This window comes from Klebsiella sp. X1-16S-Nf21, assembly GCF_002837615.1.
Classification (GTDB): Bacteria; Pseudomonadota; Gammaproteobacteria; order Enterobacterales; family Enterobacteriaceae; genus Klebsiella; species Klebsiella variicola.
Genome location: NZ_PJDK01000095.1, coordinates 1 through 16915, shown reverse-complemented (window position 1 = coordinate 16915; position 16915 = coordinate 1). Strand labels below are relative to the sequence as shown.

At 56.9% G+C, this 16915-nt stretch carries 20 protein-coding genes and 1 tRNA gene; 6 read left to right on the top strand and 15 right to left on the bottom strand.

The annotated features are described in order from the left end of the window. Positions 1–360, top strand: a 360-nt coding sequence (locus CW267_RS26915) for an HdeA/HdeB family chaperone (RefSeq protein ID WP_227521873.1), incomplete at its 5' end; no start/stop codon positions are given. 68 nt (positions 361–428) lie between these two features. Here CW267_RS26915 and CW267_RS26910 read toward each other — a convergent pair. Together CW267_RS26910 and CW267_RS26905 are read right to left on the bottom strand one after the other, a co-directional pair. Next, positions 429–701 (bottom strand): hypothetical protein, encoded by a 273-nt coding sequence (locus CW267_RS26910; RefSeq protein WP_032691249.1) that lies wholly within the window; start codon positions 699–701, stop codon positions 429–431. Between the two features lie 270 nt (positions 702–971). Beyond that, complete coding sequence (locus CW267_RS26905) at positions 972–1817, bottom strand: MBL fold metallo-hydrolase (protein ID WP_008806543.1); 846 nt, start codon at positions 1815–1817, stop codon at positions 972–974. Between the two features lie 749 nt (positions 1818–2566). On the opposite strand from CW267_RS26905, the gene CW267_RS26900 reads away from it, so the two are divergent. Beyond that, on the top strand, positions 2567–2800 hold the full coding sequence (locus CW267_RS26900) for a hypothetical protein (RefSeq protein ID WP_008806542.1): 234 nt from the start codon (positions 2567–2569) through the stop codon (positions 2798–2800). A gap of 92 nt (positions 2801–2892) precedes the next feature. Beyond that, positions 2893–3465, top strand: a complete 573-nt coding sequence (locus tag CW267_RS26895) for a GNAT family N-acetyltransferase (protein ID WP_008806541.1) — start codon at positions 2893–2895, stop codon at positions 3463–3465. Between the two features lie 159 nt (positions 3466–3624). Here CW267_RS26895 and CW267_RS26890 read toward each other — a convergent pair. Beyond that, positions 3625–3700: transfer RNA gene (locus CW267_RS26890), tRNA-Ile, on the bottom strand. Between the two features lie 124 nt (positions 3701–3824). On the opposite strand from CW267_RS26890, the gene mug reads away from it, so the two are divergent. Next, a complete protein-coding gene (gene mug / locus CW267_RS26885) occupies positions 3825–4331 on the top strand; it encodes a G/U mismatch-specific DNA glycosylase (protein WP_002917636.1) in 507 nt (168 codons plus the stop codon). A 99-nt stretch (positions 4332–4430) separates the two neighbouring features. On the opposite strand, the gene rpoD is transcribed toward mug, so the two are convergent. The 3 genes from rpoD to rpsU all read right to left on the bottom strand — a co-directional run bounded on the left by rpoD (position 4431) and on the right by rpsU (position 8563). Then, positions 4431–6272 carry an RNA polymerase sigma factor RpoD gene (gene rpoD, locus CW267_RS26880; RefSeq protein ID WP_008806539.1) on the bottom strand — a complete coding sequence of 614 codons (1842 nt, stop codon included), beginning with the start codon at positions 6270–6272 and terminating at the stop codon, positions 4431–4433. 218 nt (positions 6273–6490) lie between these two features. Then, entirely contained in the window at positions 6491–8236 is a 1746-nt protein-coding gene (gene dnaG, locus CW267_RS26875) for a DNA primase (RefSeq protein WP_008806538.1), read from the bottom strand. Positions 8237–8347: 111 nt separating this feature from the next. After that, positions 8348–8563 carry a 30S ribosomal protein S21 gene (rpsU, locus tag CW267_RS26870; protein ID WP_001144069.1) on the bottom strand — a complete coding sequence of 72 codons (216 nt, stop codon included), beginning with the start codon at positions 8561–8563 and terminating at the stop codon, positions 8348–8350. A gap of 237 nt (positions 8564–8800) precedes the next feature. On the opposite strand from rpsU, the gene tsaD reads away from it, so the two are divergent. Next, positions 8801–9814: a tRNA (adenosine(37)-N6)-threonylcarbamoyltransferase complex transferase subunit TsaD gene (tsaD, locus tag CW267_RS26860; RefSeq protein WP_008806537.1), complete on the top strand. Its 1014-nt coding sequence runs from the start codon at positions 8801–8803 to the stop codon at positions 9812–9814. 44 nt (positions 9815–9858) lie between these two features. Here the strand turns inward: tsaD and CW267_RS26855 are convergent, their stop codons facing one another. The 8 genes from CW267_RS26855 to CW267_RS26820 form a co-directional block, all read right to left on the bottom strand. Beyond that, complete coding sequence (locus CW267_RS26855) at positions 9859–11466, bottom strand: purine-cytosine permease family protein (RefSeq protein ID WP_032731264.1); 1608 nt, start codon at positions 11464–11466, stop codon at positions 9859–9861. Between the two features lie 152 nt (positions 11467–11618). Continuing rightward, positions 11619–12236 carry an urease accessory protein UreG gene (gene ureG, locus CW267_RS26850; protein ID WP_002916877.1) on the bottom strand — a complete coding sequence of 206 codons (618 nt, stop codon included), beginning with the start codon at positions 12234–12236 and terminating at the stop codon, positions 11619–11621. Between the two features lie 8 nt (positions 12237–12244). Then, on the bottom strand, positions 12245–12919 hold the full coding sequence (locus tag CW267_RS26845) for an urease accessory protein UreF (protein WP_046621544.1): 675 nt from the start codon (positions 12917–12919) through the stop codon (positions 12245–12247). A gap of 1 nt (position 12920) precedes the next feature. Beyond that, positions 12921–13397: an urease accessory protein UreE gene (gene ureE, locus CW267_RS26840; RefSeq protein WP_008806534.1), complete on the bottom strand. Its 477-nt coding sequence runs from the start codon at positions 13395–13397 to the stop codon at positions 12921–12923. A gap of 9 nt (positions 13398–13406) precedes the next feature. Further along, positions 13407–15110, bottom strand: coding sequence for an urease subunit alpha (gene ureC, locus CW267_RS26835; RefSeq protein WP_008806533.1), 1704 nt, complete (start codon positions 15108–15110; stop codon positions 13407–13409). Next, positions 15103–15423, bottom strand: a complete 321-nt coding sequence (locus tag CW267_RS26830; protein ID WP_008806532.1) for an urease subunit beta — start codon at positions 15421–15423, stop codon at positions 15103–15105. The genes ureC and CW267_RS26830 overlap by 8 nt, the downstream gene beginning before the upstream one ends. A 9-nt stretch (positions 15424–15432) precedes the next feature. Next, positions 15433–15735, bottom strand: coding sequence for an urease subunit gamma (locus CW267_RS26825; protein WP_002916871.1), 303 nt, complete (start codon positions 15733–15735; stop codon positions 15433–15435). Positions 15736–15744: 9 nt separating this feature from the next. Continuing rightward, positions 15745–16569, bottom strand: coding sequence for an urease accessory protein UreD (locus tag CW267_RS26820; protein WP_012540535.1), 825 nt, complete (start codon positions 16567–16569; stop codon positions 15745–15747). Here CW267_RS26820 and CW267_RS26815 point away from each other — a divergent pair. Further along, entirely contained in the window at positions 16559–16705 is a 147-nt protein-coding gene (locus CW267_RS26815; RefSeq protein WP_012540536.1) for a hypothetical protein, read from the top strand. The genes CW267_RS26820 and CW267_RS26815 overlap by 11 nt on opposite strands. A gap of 10 nt (positions 16706–16715) precedes the next feature. Here the strand turns inward: CW267_RS26815 and CW267_RS31625 are convergent, their stop codons facing one another. Beyond that, complete coding sequence (locus tag CW267_RS31625; RefSeq protein WP_046881937.1) at positions 16716–16811, bottom strand: hypothetical protein; 96 nt, start codon at positions 16809–16811, stop codon at positions 16716–16718. Positions 16812–16915: the final 104 nt, after the last annotated feature.

Here is a 16915-nt window from a genome sequence, read left to right as displayed (position 1 = left end):
AAAGAAAAGCGCGCCCTCTGGCGAAAATGGGGTTGGAAACGTCTGATGGCAGGAATAATCATTCTGGCAATAAGTAGCGTCGCGGCGGGAAAGAATATCGCACCCGATGAGGTACGGACTCGCGATATGATGCGCTGTCAGGATTATCTGCAACTGGACCCGCGCACCTGGACGCCGATGGTGATCTGGTTGATGAACGATCCTTTTTCTCTGCAGCCGCCGGAGTGGACCGACTTTCATGAAGCTGAACTGGTGCTGACGCCGATCCTCACCGAAATCTGCCGCCAGGAGCCAGATGCCTGGCTGACTTCGCTGCGTGAACGGCTCAATTCTTATCAGCAGGTGCGGTCGCTGAATTAAGCGACCGCGGTAAAGCGGCAGGAAAAGTGACTAAGTGTGCAGTCAGCGGCCTTCTCCTGCGCAAAGGCTCAGCAGCGGCCCGCTTTTTTCGACAGGGCGTCGCAGGTTTTGCTCGCTGGCGTCGGGTTGCTGCCGGCACAGATGGCATCCGAGACGGTACTGCCGCCGCCCAGTGGGATCAGCCCGTAAAGTTTCGGCTCGGCGGCTTTTGTCACATAGCATCGATGGCTGGTTTTGCCGATGGTGGCCACAAAATTGGTTTTCACATCCTGCTGCTTCGCATCGGAAATTGTCACCTGTGAAGCATCGACATTAAAAGCAAAGGCGGCGGCCTCTTTCATTTCACTTTCCGTCGCCATTGGCGGTTTAGCTACGCAACCCATTAATAACAGTGCCAGACAGGTACTGATTGATATATCCCGCATTTTCATCATTTCATCCTTTTTGTGAGTCAACGGGTTATATATAAGAGGGGCGAGAGGGGAGTATTGATTTCGATCAGCTGGTGCAGGCTATGGTTATTTTTCAGATATTGACCTGAATTTTAACGAGCCTGGTTGCTGCCGCTGCTGCCGTTTGCTCTCCTGCGTGCCGGCTACCTTCTTTTGCATTCATTTCCCGGCGGCAGAAAAATCTAGTTTTAGCCCAACGCCGACCTCGTTGATTTTGATAAAACGCGCCAGGCTAATCTTAGCCGCAAGATCGGTACAATGGCATGGATAGAGGGAATCTGGGGATAATGCTTTAAGATAATCCCCTGTCTGCGTGAGGCGATCTTCATCGGCATTTTGCAGATGGAATCCGCCAATGACCGACACAATGTGATTCTCTCCGGTAACCTGTTTGGCATATTCGATAATGTTAGCTATTCCCGCGTGAGAACAGCCTGTGACTACCACCAGTCCCTCTTCTGTCTTTATTGCCAACGCAGAATCATCCATAACGTAATCATCAGTGATTTCGCCGTTATCATCCACCGTTTGGCCTACCGGTGTCAGCATCTCGAATTTATTGTCCCTTGGTATTTGACCAAGAAAGATGATGTTTTCAGTGAGTGGATAAGGTTTTTTGCTGCAAATTTTATCGAAGAAGAGATCATTTTGATCGAATCTGTAGTTGATCCCTATAGATTTTGCATCAAAATACTTTGGGTTTAATGCATCTGGATGGCAAACTAAGTTTATCTTTCTCTCAGGCGTGAAATTTAGGCGATCATAATGTTGGGTTAAATGATTGAGGCCCCAGGTATGATCGTTATGCCCATGCGATAAAACGATACTATCGATGGTGGTTAAATCAATTTGCAACGTTTGCGCATTCTGCAAAAAAACATCCGAATATCCGGTATCGAAAAGGATTTTTTGTCCATCATGCTCAATCAGATAGGATACACCAGGCTCACCGACAAGATACCTGTCAATTAATGTATTATTATCAACCAGAACCGTTAATTGCATCAGCAAATCCTCGATGTTGCGCCAACAATATGAAAAGGAAACTCTTTCTATTATGGACCGGTGTTATGCCACATTCATTGCGGATAAGCAATTCACCAACATTTGGCTTGCACGTTAATGCTGGCTAGCCACCTGCAGGAAAAAGAATGGGCACAGCTAAAAAATTCGCAAAGCCCGCTTCTTGCTTGAGTTAGCTATTAATGCAGACGCGGCAACTATCGTGTCAATGGCAGCGGTGGCAGGGCAATCACTGTCTTTCATTCCTGACAACTTAACCTGTCTATGAGTATGCCGGTATTACGCCACGCCCTCGTGGTAGACCGAATGAACGCGACCGTCAGGTCGGGCCGTTCGACATCCACGATCCTGAGGGCTGCAGGGATGGAAATGCGCAATTGCCCGCATCGCTGAACTGACTTGAGAAACGTCGTATCCAGTAGCATTGCTAATGTTGATATATCTTATTTCTATTTGTTATTAATGAATTGTTGACAATATTTAGCTGAACTGATTCAGCTTTATCCCGGCAGGATAAAGTTTTATAAAAATTATGTAGTTAAAATTTAAAGGGTTGTAATCAGCTCGCAAGGTAGAAAGATCGTCTGGATTTTATCCGCTATCTTGAAGGGGTTAATAAATCTGCGTTATAAATTGACCGCACTATTTAGAATGAAATGGAAATATCTGAATGCGTTATTCAGATAAATAGTGAAACAAATCTTATTATACTGGTAGCTTCAGGACAGGGTATGTTTATGAAGAATGGAATTATTCTATCAATCGCCGATCGTATCAAAGACGCGCTTCCCATACCAACAGACGAATTCAGGAAAAGGCTTGAAGAGGACTGTTATGTAATATGGAAACTACCGCAATTTTATATCCGGCAAATCACCCAGTCCTCCATCATTCCCGCCTGTACTGATTATATTGAAGCAAAAAATGCAGAGGTACATGGCGCTTATGGTTCTGCCCGCCATTAAAACCAATGGTGAAATCATTCGCAAAGTTCTGTTTGTCACCGTCGGTGCGATGATGGTGACGCTTTCAGTAAAATATTTTACAGGAGTATGAAATGGCAATGGTCAATGAAAATATCGTCATTCGTCTGGCGCAAGACGTAGACATCCCTGAGGTGAAACAATTGCTGGAGCGCTATCACGCTAAAAATCTTGCAGGCGAGCAGCGGGCGAATGGATTTGTCACCACCGATATGACGCAGCAGCAATTAAGCGAACTGAGTTCAGCCGAAAGTGGTGTAGTGATCGCTGTTGATCGTTCATGTAACAAGGTTATTGGCCTGTTGCTCGGCGGATCGTGGGAATTTCTCAGCCCCTGGCCCATGTTTAAATATATGGCAAGTATTCTCAACGAATATCGCTACCAGGGGAAAAAACTGGATGCGGCTAGCTCATATCAGTATGGCCCCATCTGCGTCGCAGAAGAGTATCGTGGTCAGGGCGTGGGCGAGTTGCTGCTTGAGTATCAGCGCAAGGTGTTCGCCCCGCGTTATCCCGTCATCGTTACTTTCGTCAATGTACTGAACCCGCGCTCGTATGCGTTTCATACCCGCAACCAGTTCGAAGACGTCGGTTTCTTTAACTTCAATGGCAATAAGTACCACATGATGGCATTACCGACCTCCTGAGCGTTGGGCTGAAATAGTGCGGTATACCCGGCGGGCGTCTTCGGCGCCTGTCGGCATAAGCGCAGGTCCAGGTTAAGCCAGTGGTTTGCCGATCGCTGTTCTCTTCAGGGAAGGCTGAAAAGGAAAAGGGCCTACGTTTGCACGTAAGCCCTTGATATCTGGTGGCCCCTGTTGGGTTTGAACCAACGACCAAGCGATTATGAGTCGCCTGCTCTAACCACTGAGCTAAGGGGCCGTGGCGAGGGATTATAAAGTAACTGACGGTTGCAATCCAGCGTAAAGCGCGCAGCTGCTGTTTTTATAAACAATGCATTTTCAATCCTTTATAATCATGTTTTAGCCATACAGCCGGAGAAAACATGATTAGCGATATCCTTGCGCCGGGCCTGCGCGTTGTCTTTTGCGGTATCAACCCGGGGAAGTCCTCCGCCCATACCGGCTTTCATTTTGCCCATCCTGGCAATCGCTTCTGGAAGGTCATCCATCAGGCCGGATTCACCGATCGGCAGCTCAGGCCGGAAGAGGAGCTGCAGCTGCTGGATACGCGCTGCGGCATCACCATGCTGGTAGAGCGACCGACGGTGCAGGCCAGCGAGGTCGCCCTGCAGGAGCTGCGCAGCGGTGGCCGTGAGCTGGTGAGGAAGATTGAGGAGTATCAGCCGCAGGCGCTGGCGGTGCTCGGCAAGCAGGCCTTCGAGCTCGCCTTTAACCAGCGCGGCGCGAAGTGGGGGAAACAGGCTATGACCATCGGGACGACCCAGGTCTGGGTGCTGCCCAATCCCAGCGGCTTAAACCGGGCGACGCTCGATAAGCTGGTGGCGGCCTATCGTGAACTGGATGATGCCCTGGCGACCCGCGGCCAGTAGCGGAGAGAGGCGACTGTCCCCGGATGGCCACCTGAACGCCATAAAAAAAGCTCCCCGCAGGGAGCTTTTTAACAGGCTGTAGACGATGCCCCGCGACGATTAATCGTCGAGGAAGCTACGCAGCACTTCAGAACGGCTCGGGTGACGCAGTTTACGCAGCGCCTTCGCTTCGATCTGACGGATACGTTCGCGGGTAACGTCGAACTGTTTACCCACTTCTTCCAGCGTGTGGTCGGTGTTCATGTCGATACCGAAACGCATACGCAGGACTTTCGCTTCACGAGCGGTAAGGCCGGCCAGCACGTCGTGCGTTGCAGCACGCAGGCTCTCGGTGGTCGCGGAATCCAGCGGCAGCTCGAGGGTGGTATCCTCGATGAAATCCCCCAGATGCGAATCTTCATCGTCGCCGATCGGCGTTTCCATGGAGATAGGCTCTTTGGCGATCTTCAGCACCTTACGGATTTTGTCTTCCGGCATCAGCATCCGCTCAGCCAGCTCTTCCGGGGTCGGTTCACGGCCCATCTCCTGCAGCATCTGACGGGAGATACGGTTGAGCTTGTTAATGGTCTCAATCATATGCACCGGAATACGGATGGTGCGCGCCTGATCCGCGATGGAGCGGGTGATCGCCTGACGGATCCACCAGGTAGCGTAGGTCGAGAACTTGTAGCCGCGACGGTATTCGAACTTATCAACCGCTTTCATCAGACCGATGTTGCCTTCCTGAATCAGGTCGAGGAACTGCAGACCGCGGTTGGTGTATTTCTTGGCGATAGAGATAACCAGACGCAAGTTCGCTTCCACCATCTCTTTCTTCGCACGGCGGGCTTTCGCTTCACCGATGGACATGCGACGGTTGATGTCTTTCACCTGTTCGATAGTCAGGCCGGTCTCTTCTTCGATCTGCTGCAGCTTCTGCAGGCCGCGCTGGACGTCTTCTTTCACTTCCAGCAGCTTCTCGGACCACGGCTTGTTCATTGCCACCGCAGCGTTGAACCAGGTTTCGCTGGTTTCGTTGCCGGTGAACAGCGTGATGAAGTTTTTCTTCGGCATTTTGCACTGCTCAACGCACAGCTTCATGATGATACGTTCCTGAGTACGAACGCGATCCATCATGCTGCGCATGCTGTTGACCAGGTAATCGAACTGCTTCGGCACCAGGCGGAACTGTTTGAAGACTTCAGACAGCTTCAGGATCTCTTCCTGGGCGGCGGCATGGCTACGACCTTTGGCTTTGATGGTGTCGCGCGTCAGCTCGTACTGGGTACGCAGCTCGGCGAACTTCTCACGGGCCAGCTCTGGGTCGATGCTGTTGTCGTCATCGCTGTTGTCGTCGGCGTCGTCATCTTCATCTTCGTCTTCGTCGTCATCCATCTCTTCCTGAGACAGCTCGGAGCCAACGTGCGTGGCGGTCGGCGCCATGTCTTCTTCGGCGTTCGGATCGACGAAACCGGTGATCAGATCGGACAGACGGGCTTCTTCCGCTTCGACGCGGTCGTACTGCTCAAGCAGGTAGGTGATCGCTTCCGGGTATTCGGCAACGGAGCACTGGACCTGGTTGATCCCATCTTCGATGCGTTTGGCGATGTCGATTTCGCCTTCACGGGTCAGCAGCTCTACGGTACCCATTTCACGCATGTACATGCGCACCGGGTCGGTCGTGCGTCCGATTTCGGATTCCACGCTGGAGAGCACCTGCGCGGCAGCTTCGGCAGCATCTTCATCCGCGGTGTTTTCGGCAAGCATCAGATCATCGGCATCCGGTGCTTCTTCCATCACCTGAATACCCATGTCGTTGATCATTTGGATGATGTCTTCGATCTGATCGGAATCGACGATATCTTCCGGCAGATGGTCATTGACCTCGGCATAGGTCAGATAGCCTTGCTCCTTACCACGTTGGACAAGAAGCTTCAGCTGTGACTGCGGGTTTTGCTCCATAAGACGGTATCCACACTTAATTCGTTTGATTGGTGTCGGCAGGCGGGCTGTCGACATTTAAAGCGAGGGCGTACTTATATTATTGCCGCTGCGCCTCTGCGCGGCTGTCGGGGGCTTCCCGATCGATACTCGGCACTTAAGCCGTTAAATACTTTTCCCTCGCGTTGTTCTGCGTTTTCTTACTGCTTTGATACAACGTGAAGGATATTGTCTGTCATTTATTTTTTCGCCAGCTCCTGGCTGATGGTCCAGAGTTCCCGGCGTTCTTCACTGCTTAAACCGTGTGTGCGATCGCGAGCTATCAACTCTTCCTGTCGCAGTTCCAGCAGTGAATCAAACATATGGTTAAGCGAGTCGGTGAAGGTTTTTTCAGCGATATCTTTATCTGCTATATCGTCCCACATCGACAGTTTTTCAAGGGTTGCAGCCTCTTTTGTGCCGCGATATTGCTCTAAAAGTTGCCCGGTCGTCAGACCAGGCTGCGCCAGACAGCTTTTCACCAGCTCGCTGAACAGGCTAAGGCCTGGCATTTTGCGCGAGTCCAGTCCCTCCAGCGGCGGGACTAACGGCGCCAGATCCGGGTTTTGCACCAGCAGTCCTATCAGTATACGCATGGTCGTGCGTTTTAGCTGTGGCGCGGGACGCGGCGCGCCATTTTCAGACTGTTTTGGCATTAAACGTTCAAGCTGTGCGTCATCTAAAATGCCCAGCTTGTTGCCCAGCTCCTGACGCAAGTAGATGCGCAGCGTTTCGCCCGGGACCTGGGTTATCAGCGGCAGCGCCAACGTGCTCAGCTGCGCGCGCCCGTCCGGGGTACTCAGATCGACCTGCGGCAGCAGGCTGTTAAACAAGAACGTGGAGAGCGGCTGAGCCTGCTCCATCCGCGCCTCAAACGCCGCTTTGCCCTCTTTACGCACCAGCGTATCCGGGTCTTCGCCGTCAGGCAGAAACATAAAACGCAGCTGGCGGCCATCGGTCATGTACGGCAGCGCCGTCTCCAGCGCGCGCCAGGCGGCATCGCGGCCGGCCCGGTCGCCGTCGTAGCAGCAGATGACGTTATTGGTCACCCGAAACAGCAGCTGGATATGGTCGGCCGTGGTCGAGGTGCCCAGCGAGGCCACGGCATAGTTGATGTCGTATTGCGCCAGCGCCACGACGTCCATATACCCTTCGACAACCAGCAAACGCGGTGGTTCGGGATTGTCCTGCTGCGCTTCATACAGGCCATACAGCTGACGGCCTTTATGGAATATGTCGGTTTCCGGGGAGTTCAGATACTTCGGCAGGGCATCGCCCAGCACTCGTCCGCCAAACCCAATTACCCGGCCTCGCTTATCGCGGATGGGGAACATCACCCGTTCGCGGAAGCGGTCGTAACTGCGTCCCTGATCGTTGGTGACCAGCATGCCGGCATCAATAAGCGACTGGCGGTTTTCCTGATTGCCGCCAAAACGTTTTAAAACGTTATCCCAACCCGGGGGAGCATAGCCGATGGCAAAGCGCGTAATCACCTCGCTGCTTAACCCCCGTTTTGCCAGGTACTGGCGCGCAGGGTCGGCGGCGGGCTGCATCAGAGACTGTTGGTAAAACGCATTCAGCCCATCCAGTAACTGGTAGAGGTTCTGCCGTTGATGGCGCTCTATCTGGCTGGGTCCGTTGCCTGCTTCATAAGGCACTTCAAGGTTGTGCATGGCGGCCAGCTCTTCGACCGTTTCCACGAACTCGAGCTTGTCGTAGTTCATCAGGAAGTCGATAGCATTGCCGTGCGCCCCGCAGCCGAAGCAGTGGTAAAACTGTTTTTCACCGTTGACGGTGAAAGAGGGGGTTTTTTCGTTATGGAACGGACAGCACGCGTGAAAATTTTTGCCCTGCTTTTTCAGCTTTACCCGCGCATCGATCAGATCGACGATGTCGGTTCTGGCAAGCAGATCGCTAATAAATACACGTGGAATTCGTCCAGCCATAAGCCCCGTTATTTCTGATGACTATAAACGAAAATAAGCCGCGCATTCCTTTCGGAAGCACGGCCTTACAACTACAACTCGGTCTGAATTGAGAGCGTCGCTCTCAACAGATTAGTACAGACGAGTACGGCGTGCGTTTTCGCGAGCCAGTTTCTTCGCGTGACGTTTCACTGCAGAAGCTTTAGCGCGCTTACGTTCGGTAGTCGGTTTTTCATAGAACTCACGACGACGAACTTCCGCCAGAACACCTGCTTTTTCGCAGGAACGCTTGAAGCGACGCAGAGCTACGTCGAACGGCTCGTTTTCACGTACTTTAATTACCGGCATGTGCCTCTCACCTTTGATTAATTCGGTTTGCCGCTGGCCGCAATGCCAGCTTATTTCAAAATGGTGCGGAATTTTACTGCAACTACTGCTGCTTTGTAAAGCACCGGCGCCTTTTTTGAAAGGGACTTTTATAAGGGTGAGGAGTATACACGAAGAGAGCACCAGGGGTGAGCAAAGTTTTACATCGCCGGTCATTGGACCTACACTGCGCGGTATTGAAGCGAGGTAAAACAACTCATGCGTGTACTGGGCATTGAAACATCCTGCGATGAAACCGGCATCGCGATTTATGACGACCAGCAAGGTCTGTTAGCCAACCAACTGTATAGTCAGGTGAAACTGCATGCGGACTACGGCGGCGTGGTGCCGGAGCTGGCATCGCGCGACCACGTGCGCAAAACGGTGCCGCTGATCCAGGCGGCGCTGAAAGAAGCCGGTCTGACGGCGAAAGATATCGACGCCGTCGCCTATACGGCGGGTCCTGGCCTGGTCGGCGCGCTGCTGGTCGGGGCGACCGTTGGCCGGTCGCTGGCCTTCGCCTGGAACGTGCCGGCGATCCCGGTACACCATATGGAAGGGCACCTGCTGGCGCCGATGCTGGAAGATAACCCACCGGCGTTCCCGTTCGTCGCGCTGCTGGTTTCCGGCGGCCACACCCAGTTGATTAGCGTCACTGGTATTGGTCAGTATGAACTGCTGGGCGAGTCGATTGACGATGCGGCGGGCGAAGCCTTTGATAAGACGGCGAAACTGCTGGGACTGGATTATCCCGGCGGGCCGATGCTGTCGAAAATGGCCGCTCAGGGTACCGAAGGCCGCTTTGTCTTCCCGCGGCCGATGACCGACCGCCCGGGGCTCGATTTCAGCTTCTCAGGCCTGAAAACTTTCGCCGCCAACACCATTCGTAATAATGGCGACGATGAGCAAACCCGCGCCGACATCGCCCGGGCATTTGAGGATGCGGTCGTCGATACGCTGATGATTAAATGTCGCCGCGCGCTGGAGCAAACCGGCTTTAAGCGTCTGGTGATGGCGGGAGGCGTGAGCGCCAACCGTACCCTGCGGGCGAAGCTGGCGGAGATGATGCAAAAACGCGGCGGCGAGGTGTTCTACGCCCGCCCTGAGTTCTGTACTGACAACGGCGCGATGATCGCCTACGCCGGCATGGTGCGTCTGCAAACCGGCGCCAAAGCCGAGCTCGGCGTGACGGTTCGCCCGCGCTGGCCGCTGGCCGAGCTGCCTGCCGCCTAACGCATCCTGAAACAGGCCGACGTCACGTCGGCCTGCCTTCCTGACTACTCCATACTTTTACACAGCGAGCAGATGGCTCCCTGATGCTTGTGTGAGTGCATCACATCCGGGCGCTCGTACTCTTCCTCACAGCTAACGCATTGATACACGGTGGTGGAGGCGTTCCCCGCCGCGTCATAGCGCGGCTCGGCGATGCCGTCATCCACCTGCTTAATATAGTAGCGCCCGCGGGTAAGGATCCCCATCAGCGGGGTCATGACAAAGGCGACGACCAGCGCAATCAGCGGCGAGAACGGCGCCAGCGTCGCGCCCAGCAGGCCGAAGAAGGCGCAGATCGACAGCCCGGCGGCCAGACCAAAGGAGACCACGCCCACCGGGTTAACGTTGTAGATCATGCCGCGACGATACTCCGGCTGCGCCGGGGCCAGCTTGAGCAAGCCTTTATTAAAGGTGATGTCGGTCGCCACCACCACGACCCAGGCGATGGCGAAGTTGGAGTAAAAGCCGAGGATCCACGACAAGGCGCTGAACATATCGCCTTCCATCAGCGCCAGGGCAATCGCCAGGTTGACTACCACAAAAATAATCCGTCCCGGATAGCGTTTGGTGGTGCGGGTCCAGGCGCTGGTCCACGCCAGCGAGCCGGAGTAGGCATTGGTGACATTAATTTTGATCTGCGAGATCACCACCAGCACCACCGCCAGCGTCAGGGCCAGCCAGCCGGGCACCAGGTTATCGAAGACGCTGACGAACTGCTGCACCGGTTCGGTATTGTGCACCGCCGGGAAACGGGTCAACAGATAGAAGCCGAGGAAGGCGCCGATGATCTGTTTGATCGCGCCTAACACCACCCAGCCCGGGCCGGCGGAAAAGACCGCCAGCCACCAGCTTTTACGGTTCTCCGCGGTCTTAGGCGGCATAAAGCGCAGGTAATCAATTTGCTCGCCAATCTGCATGATCAGCGACAGGCATACCCCGGCGCCGAGCATGATGGCGGTGATATCCACCGTCGACGCGCTGTTTTTACCGGCGAAATGCAGGAAGCCGTCCACCAGCTGCGGATCTTTGACAATCAGCCACACCACCGGCACCACCATCAGCACCAGCCACAGCGGGGTGGTCCATACCTGCAGGCGGGTCAGGGCTTTCATGCCATAGACCACCAGCGGGAGCACCATCAGGGTGGCGATCAGATACCCCATCCACAGCGGGATCCCGAGGCCCACCAGCAGCCCCTGGGCCATGATCGAGCCTTCGAGGGCGAAGAAGATAAAGGTGAAGCCGGCAAAAATAATGCTGGTGATCACCGAGCCGAAATAGCCGAAGCCGGCGCTGCGGGTGATCAGGTCAAGGTCAATGTTGTAGCGCGCGGCGGTGATCGCCAGCGGAATGCCGGTGAGGAAGATCACCAGCGCCGCCACCAGGATCGAATAGATGGCGTTGCTGGTGCCCCAGGCCATACCGATGCTGGCGCCGATGGAAAAGTCGGCCAGGTAGGCGATGCCGCCCAGCGCCGTGACCGCGACGACGCCCGGTCCCCAGCGGCGGAAGCTCAGCGGGGCATAACGTAAGGTGTAATCTTCTAAGGTTTCCCGGGAGCCGGAAGTCCGCGTTGTCGCAGGTAATTCAGGGTTGAGATCCAGTGATGACATAGTCATTCCTTAATGGTTAGGCATGACTTGAATTAGCAAACCTTATGCCATATTGCAGGGCAGGCGTGGCGGGGAGGGTGGTGCAGGGTGAGAGAAGAGAGAGCAGGGGTTGCACCATCCGGACGCGCCTGCGCCCGGCTGGTGCAACAGGCCTATTTGCCGAGCATGCCTTTGTCTTCGAGGAAGGCGATAATGGTGCTCAGGCCGTCGCCCTGCTTCAGGTTGGTGAAGGTCCATGGGCGATCGCCGCGCATACGCTGGGTATCGCTTGCCATCACCTCCAGCGACGCGCCCACATAGGGGGCAAGGTCGGTTTTATTGATCACCAGAAAATCGGATTTGGTGATCCCCGGTCCGCCTTTGCGCGGGATCTTCTCCCCTTCGGCCACATCGATGACGTAGATGGTCAGATCCGCCAGCTCCGGGCTGAAGGTGGCGCTCAGGTTATCGCCGCCGCTTTCCACGAAGATAAGGTCGAGGTTACCGAACTTTTCACTCAGCGCTTCCACGGCGGCGAGGTTCATTGAGGCATCTTCGCGGATCGCCGTATGCGGGCAGCCGCCGGTTTCCACACCGACGATGCGTTCAGGCGCCAGCGCGCCCGCTTCGGTGAGGATGCGCTGATCTTCTTTGGTATAGATGTCGTTAGTGACCACCGCCAGCTGCCAGGTATCACGCATCGCTTTGCACAGCGCTTCCAGCAGAGCGGTTTTACCGGAGCCGACCGGGCCGCCGACGCCGACGCGCAGCGGGTGTTTATAAGAGTTCATGGCTTCTCCTAGGAACGGAATAATCGAGAGTATTGGGTTTCATGCCGGGCCGAGGCGATAGCGGCGAGCGGGGTGGCCGATCCGATATCGCCGTCCGGCGCGGCCAGCGCGCGGGGCATCTCGGCCGCGTAGTGGTCGCAAAGACGTAAAATCAGCTGCTGGGCGGCCTGCTGACCGAAGGGCACCAGCTTGACGCCGGCCATCACGGCGCTCTCAATCCAGCTGTAGCCCAGGCTAAGGGCCATCTCGGGCAGCGCGATGCGCCAGCGCATGCCGAGCCAGGCCATCCCGGCGAGCTGGCTTTGCTGGCACAGCGTGCGCCACGCCGGCGGACAGTCCGGCTGCCAGTCGCTCAGCAGACGGGCAAACGCCGCGCCGCGGTTGCGCTCTTCCTCCCGCAGTTCACGAGTTTCCCGGCAGGCCAGCAGATAGGCGGTCCAGCGCTGGGCCGCAGCGATATCGCCTTGTTCGCAGGCGCGGTACAGGCGGGCGAACAGCGGCAGGTCAACGGTAAAAAAGCCTTCCGTCATCTGGCGTCGCTGCCAGCGCTCGAAGGCCGCGACGTCCGGCACCCAGCCGGCTTCCACAGCCCACTCCAGCCCCTGGGACCAGCTGTAACCGCCTATCGGCAGGTTGCTGCTGGCCAGCTGCATCAGCCGCAGGCGTTGTTCCGCTGTCGACATGCTAGTGGCTGTGAGCGTGGTGGGCATGATGAGCATGATGATGACCGTGGCTTTCGCTGGCGTAAGCGCCGGCTTCCGGCTCGAACGGCAGCTGGCCAAAGGTCACCGTCAGGCCGAACTGGCGCAGCATATCGTCCAGCACGTGATCGTGATGGTAGCGCAGCTCGCCCGGCATGATCTGCAGCGGCACGTGACGGTTGCCGAGGTGGTAGCAGGCCTTCGCCAGCATAAACGGATCGTCGCAGCGCACTACCGACACCCCTTCATCAGCGGCAATCACCTGCACAAACTCGGTGCCTTCTTCGTTGCTGAGCACATCGCCGCCGCGCAGCAGCAGGCCGCGGGGCAGCAGCAGACCGGCTTCCCGGCCATCGTTGAGGGTGACCTTAACCCGGCTTTTGACGCGAACGTCAATCGGCAGCGTAACGCTGGCGGTCGCGGCGGCGGGGGTCTCCAGACGTTGAGTTAAATAAAGCATCCGCTCTCCTTAAAACAGAAAATATCGTTGCGCCATCGGCAGAACGTCTGCCGGCTCGCTGGTGATGAGTTCGCCATCCACCCGCACCTCATAAGTCTGCGCGTCGACGGTGATGTTAGGCTGCAGGCTGTTGTGCACCATGTCGGCTTTCTGCACCGTACGGCAGCCTTTTACCACGGCGATCGCGCTGCGCAGGTTCAGCCGTTCGGCAACGCCGTTGTCCGCCGCCGCCTGCGACAGGAAGGTGAGGCGGCAGTGATGGCGGGCGCTGCCCAGGGCGCCAAACATCGGACGGTAGTGCACCGGCTGCGGGGTCGGAATCGAGGCATTGATATCGCCCATCGGCGCGATGGCGATCATGCCGCCTTTGATCACGGTGGCCGGTTTCACACCAAAGAAGGCTGGTGACCAAACCACGAGGTCCGCCAGCTTACCCACCTCAATGGATCCGACTTCGTGCGCGATGCCGTGGGTCAGCGCCGGGTTGATAGTGTATTTGGCGATGTAGCGCTTCACACGGAAGTTGTCGTTATCCCCGGTCTCTTCCGCCAGCGCTCCGCGCTGCACCTTCATGCGGTGCGCCACCTGCCAGGTGCGGAGGACCACTTCCCCGACGCGACCCATGGCCTGCGAATCGGAGGAGGTGAGCGAGAAGGCGCCGAGGTCGTGCAGCACGTCTTCCGCGGCGATGGTTTCCCGGCGAATGCGCGATTCGGCAAAGGCCACGTCCTCAGCAATGTCCGGGTCCAGATGGTGGCAGACCATCAGCATATCGAGATGTTCATCGATGGTGTTGAGGGTGTAGGGCAGCGTTGGGTTGGTGGACGACGGTAAAATGTTCGGGTGGGCGCAGGCGGTGATGATGTCCGGCGCATGGCCGCCGCCGGCCCCTTCGGTATGGAAGGTGTGAATAGTGCGCCCGCCGATGGCGGCGAGGGTGTCTTCCACAAAACCGGACTCATTGAGGGTGTCGCTGTGCAGGGCGACCTGAATGTCCATTTCATCGGCGACGGTTAACGCACAGTCGATCGCCGCCGGCGTGGCGCCCCAGTCCTCGTGGATTTTCAGGCCAATGACGCCCGCCGCTACCTGCTCGCGCAGGGCATCCGGCTGAGAAACGTTGCCCTTGCCCAGCAGGCCGATATTGACCGGCAGGCTGTCGGCCGCCTGCAGCATGCGTGAGATATACCACGGGCCCGGGGTGCAGGTGGTGGCATGGGTGCCCGCGGCCGGGCCGGTGCCGCCGCCGACCATGGTGGTCACGCCGGAGACCAGCGCCTCTTCCGCCTGCTGCGGACAGATCCAGTGAATATGGGTATCGATCCCGCCGGCGGTGACGATCTTGCCTTCGGCGGCAATCACTTCCGTCGCGGCGCCGATGGGGATGGTGACGTTGGGCTGGATATCGGGATTGCCGGCTTTGCCGATGGCGAAGATCCGGCCGTCCTTCACGCCGATATCGGCCTTGACGATCCCCCAGTGATCAACGATCAGCGCGTTGGTGAGCACCAGGTCGACACAGTCGGCGGCCAGCATCTGTCCCTGACCCATCCCGTCGCGGATCACTTTGCCGCCGCCGAATTTGACCTCTTCTCCGTAGGTGGTCAAATCATCTTCCACCTCGATCCACAGCTCGGTATCGGCCAGGCGCACCTTGTCGCCGACGGTGGGGCCGAACATATCGGCATAGGCCTGGCGTGAAATATTACTCATCGTTTGCCTCCAGAGGGCCCATGACCTCGCCGCGGAAGCCGAAGACAGCGCGGTGACCGGCGAAGGCCACCAGCTCGACCTCGCGTTTCTGGCCGGGTTCAAAACGTACCGCCGTGCCGGCCGGGATATTCAGGCGATAGCCAGTGACCTGCTGACGGTCGAACTTCAGCGCCGGGTTGACCTCGGCGAAATGGTAGTGCGAACCGACCTGAATCGGTCGATCGCCGTGGTTCTCAACGACCACGCGGCAGGTCGCCCGGCCGGTATTCAGGGCTATCTGACCGGGCTTAACGTGATATTCACCGGGGATCATGGCGCTACCTCAGATTATCGGGTTGTGAACGGTGACCAGCTTCGAACCGTCCGGAAAGGTGGCTTCGACCTGGATATCCGGGATCATTTCCGGGACGCCCTCCATCACCTGCTCGCGGGTCAGGACGTGACGGCCTTCCTCCATCAGTGAGGCCACGCTTTTGCCGTCGCGGGCGCCTTCCATAATAAAGGCGCTGATGAGGGCCACGGACTCCGGATAGTTGAGCTTCAGGCCGCGGGCCAGGCGGCGTTCCGCCACCAGCGCGGCGGTAAACAGCAACAGCTTGTCTTTTTCTCGGGGGGTCAGTTCCATAACGTTCTCTTAAGTCAGCCAGATTCGGGGAAGTACGGGGGATTTGCCGGTGAGATGAGGGCGCAGAAACTGCCAGACGTCGCGCATCACCTGTTGGCAAATCAGATTATCGTCACTGAGGAAACGCACCGTCAGCAGGCGGTCGGTCAGGCTGGCGCCAGCGTAGAGACCGAGCGGCGCCAGCGCGTCGCGCACCCCGTCGAGCAGGGCATCGGTAGCCGGATAGCACAGCAAAGTGCCGACCCAGGGACATTCGGCGACGCTGGACAGCTCTCCCTCCTGCAGGTGCAGGCGCTCAACCAGCAGCGGTATCTCATCCACCCACACTTCCAGCCGGTTGCTGAGGGTGCCGTGGCTGAAGGTTTCACCAATCACCGGGCGGCCAAGGCAGAGCAGATCCCAGGCCAGCAGCGTGCTGGAGGCGCAAAGATGAAAGGTGGTGGACAGCCGGGCATTGGCCCCGGGAAAGAAGATGGCATCCTGCGGGAGCCACTCCAGGGTCGCCTGCGGGGCGAGGGTCAACTGCTGGCGCAATAGCGCTTGCGCACCGCTGCTGCGGTAAAACTTGCTGGCGCCAGGCATGGTTATCAGCGTATGGCAGCCGGGGTCAAGGTGGGCGCTAATTGTCAGCTCATCACCGCCGACGATGCCACCGGGCGGGTGAAGCAGATAGAGGTGACAGGTCTCTTCTTCCGGGTAAAACGGGCGCTGGACGGTCAGCGGGCCGACGTGTTGGGCGCTGGCGAGAACGGTCTTGCCTCCGGCCTGCTGAAAGCGGAGATCCAGCGTAGCCTGCCAGCCTTTTTTGAGTGGTGGTAACACGGTGCCGTGCAATGTTGCGCCCCTGCAAAATCAAGATAAAACAGCAGCAATGAGTATTGATCGGCGGGAGTTTATCCCGGTCATACGAAACGCTTATGTCATTCGTTACCCGGCGCGTCGCGACGGGCGCGAGGGGAAAGCGGTATAACCGCTCCGGATTATTCACCCGGATAATCTTTGCCGTCAATATCCTTATCCGCTGACTGGCCGCGGCGGATAAGGCGGGAGGGCGGGCCCGTCCCCGATGCCAGCAGGCGGCGGAACTTTTGCTTTTAGTTGCCGATAACGCGTTGTTATAAAAGGGGGATGCGGCGATTACCGCGTATCATGACGACGTGGAGCAAAAGTGCGGGTGAGA

Excerpts from the sequence above, each read along its gene's own strand:
- rpsU (WP_001144069.1), bottom strand. The coding sequence starts at position 8,563 with ATGCCGGTAATTAAAGTACGTGAAAACGAGCCGTTCGACGTAGCTCTG.
- ureG (WP_002916877.1), bottom strand. The coding sequence starts at position 12,236 with ATGAACTCTTATAAACACCCGCTGCGCGTCGGCGTCGGCGGCCCGGTC.
- CW267_RS26905 (WP_008806543.1), bottom strand. The coding sequence starts at position 1,817 with ATGCAATTAACGGTTCTGGTTGATAATAATACATTAATTGACAGGTAT.
- CW267_RS26900 (WP_008806542.1), top strand. The coding sequence starts at position 2,567 with ATGTTTATGAAGAATGGAATTATTCTATCAATCGCCGATCGTATCAAA.
- CW267_RS26910 (WP_032691249.1), bottom strand. The coding sequence starts at position 701 with ATGAAAGAGGCCGCCGCCTTTGCTTTTAATGTCGATGCTTCACAGGTG.
- CW267_RS26855 (WP_032731264.1), bottom strand. The coding sequence starts at position 11,466 with ATGTCATCACTGGATCTCAACCCTGAATTACCTGCGACAACGCGGACT.
- ureC (WP_008806533.1), bottom strand. The coding sequence starts at position 15,110 with ATGAGTAATATTTCACGCCAGGCCTATGCCGATATGTTCGGCCCCACC.
- tsaD (WP_008806537.1), top strand. The coding sequence starts at position 8,801 with ATGCGTGTACTGGGCATTGAAACATCCTGCGATGAAACCGGCATCGCG.
- rpoD (WP_008806539.1), bottom strand. The coding sequence starts at position 6,272 with ATGGAGCAAAACCCGCAGTCACAGCTGAAGCTTCTTGTCCAACGTGGT.
- mug (WP_002917636.1), top strand. The coding sequence starts at position 3,825 with ATGATTAGCGATATCCTTGCGCCGGGCCTGCGCGTTGTCTTTTGCGGT.
- CW267_RS26895 (WP_008806541.1), top strand. The coding sequence starts at position 2,893 with ATGGCAATGGTCAATGAAAATATCGTCATTCGTCTGGCGCAAGACGTA.
- CW267_RS26830 (WP_008806532.1), bottom strand. The coding sequence starts at position 15,423 with ATGATCCCCGGTGAATATCACGTTAAGCCCGGTCAGATAGCCCTGAAT.
- CW267_RS26845 (WP_046621544.1), bottom strand. The coding sequence starts at position 12,919 with ATGTCGACAGCGGAACAACGCCTGCGGCTGATGCAGCTGGCCAGCAGC.
- CW267_RS26825 (WP_002916871.1), bottom strand. The coding sequence starts at position 15,735 with ATGGAACTGACCCCCCGAGAAAAAGACAAGCTGTTGCTGTTTACCGCC.
- dnaG (WP_008806538.1), bottom strand. The coding sequence starts at position 8,236 with ATGGCTGGACGAATTCCACGTGTATTTATTAGCGATCTGCTTGCCAGA.
- ureE (WP_008806534.1), bottom strand. The coding sequence starts at position 13,397 with ATGCTTTATTTAACTCAACGTCTGGAGACCCCCGCCGCCGCGACCGCC.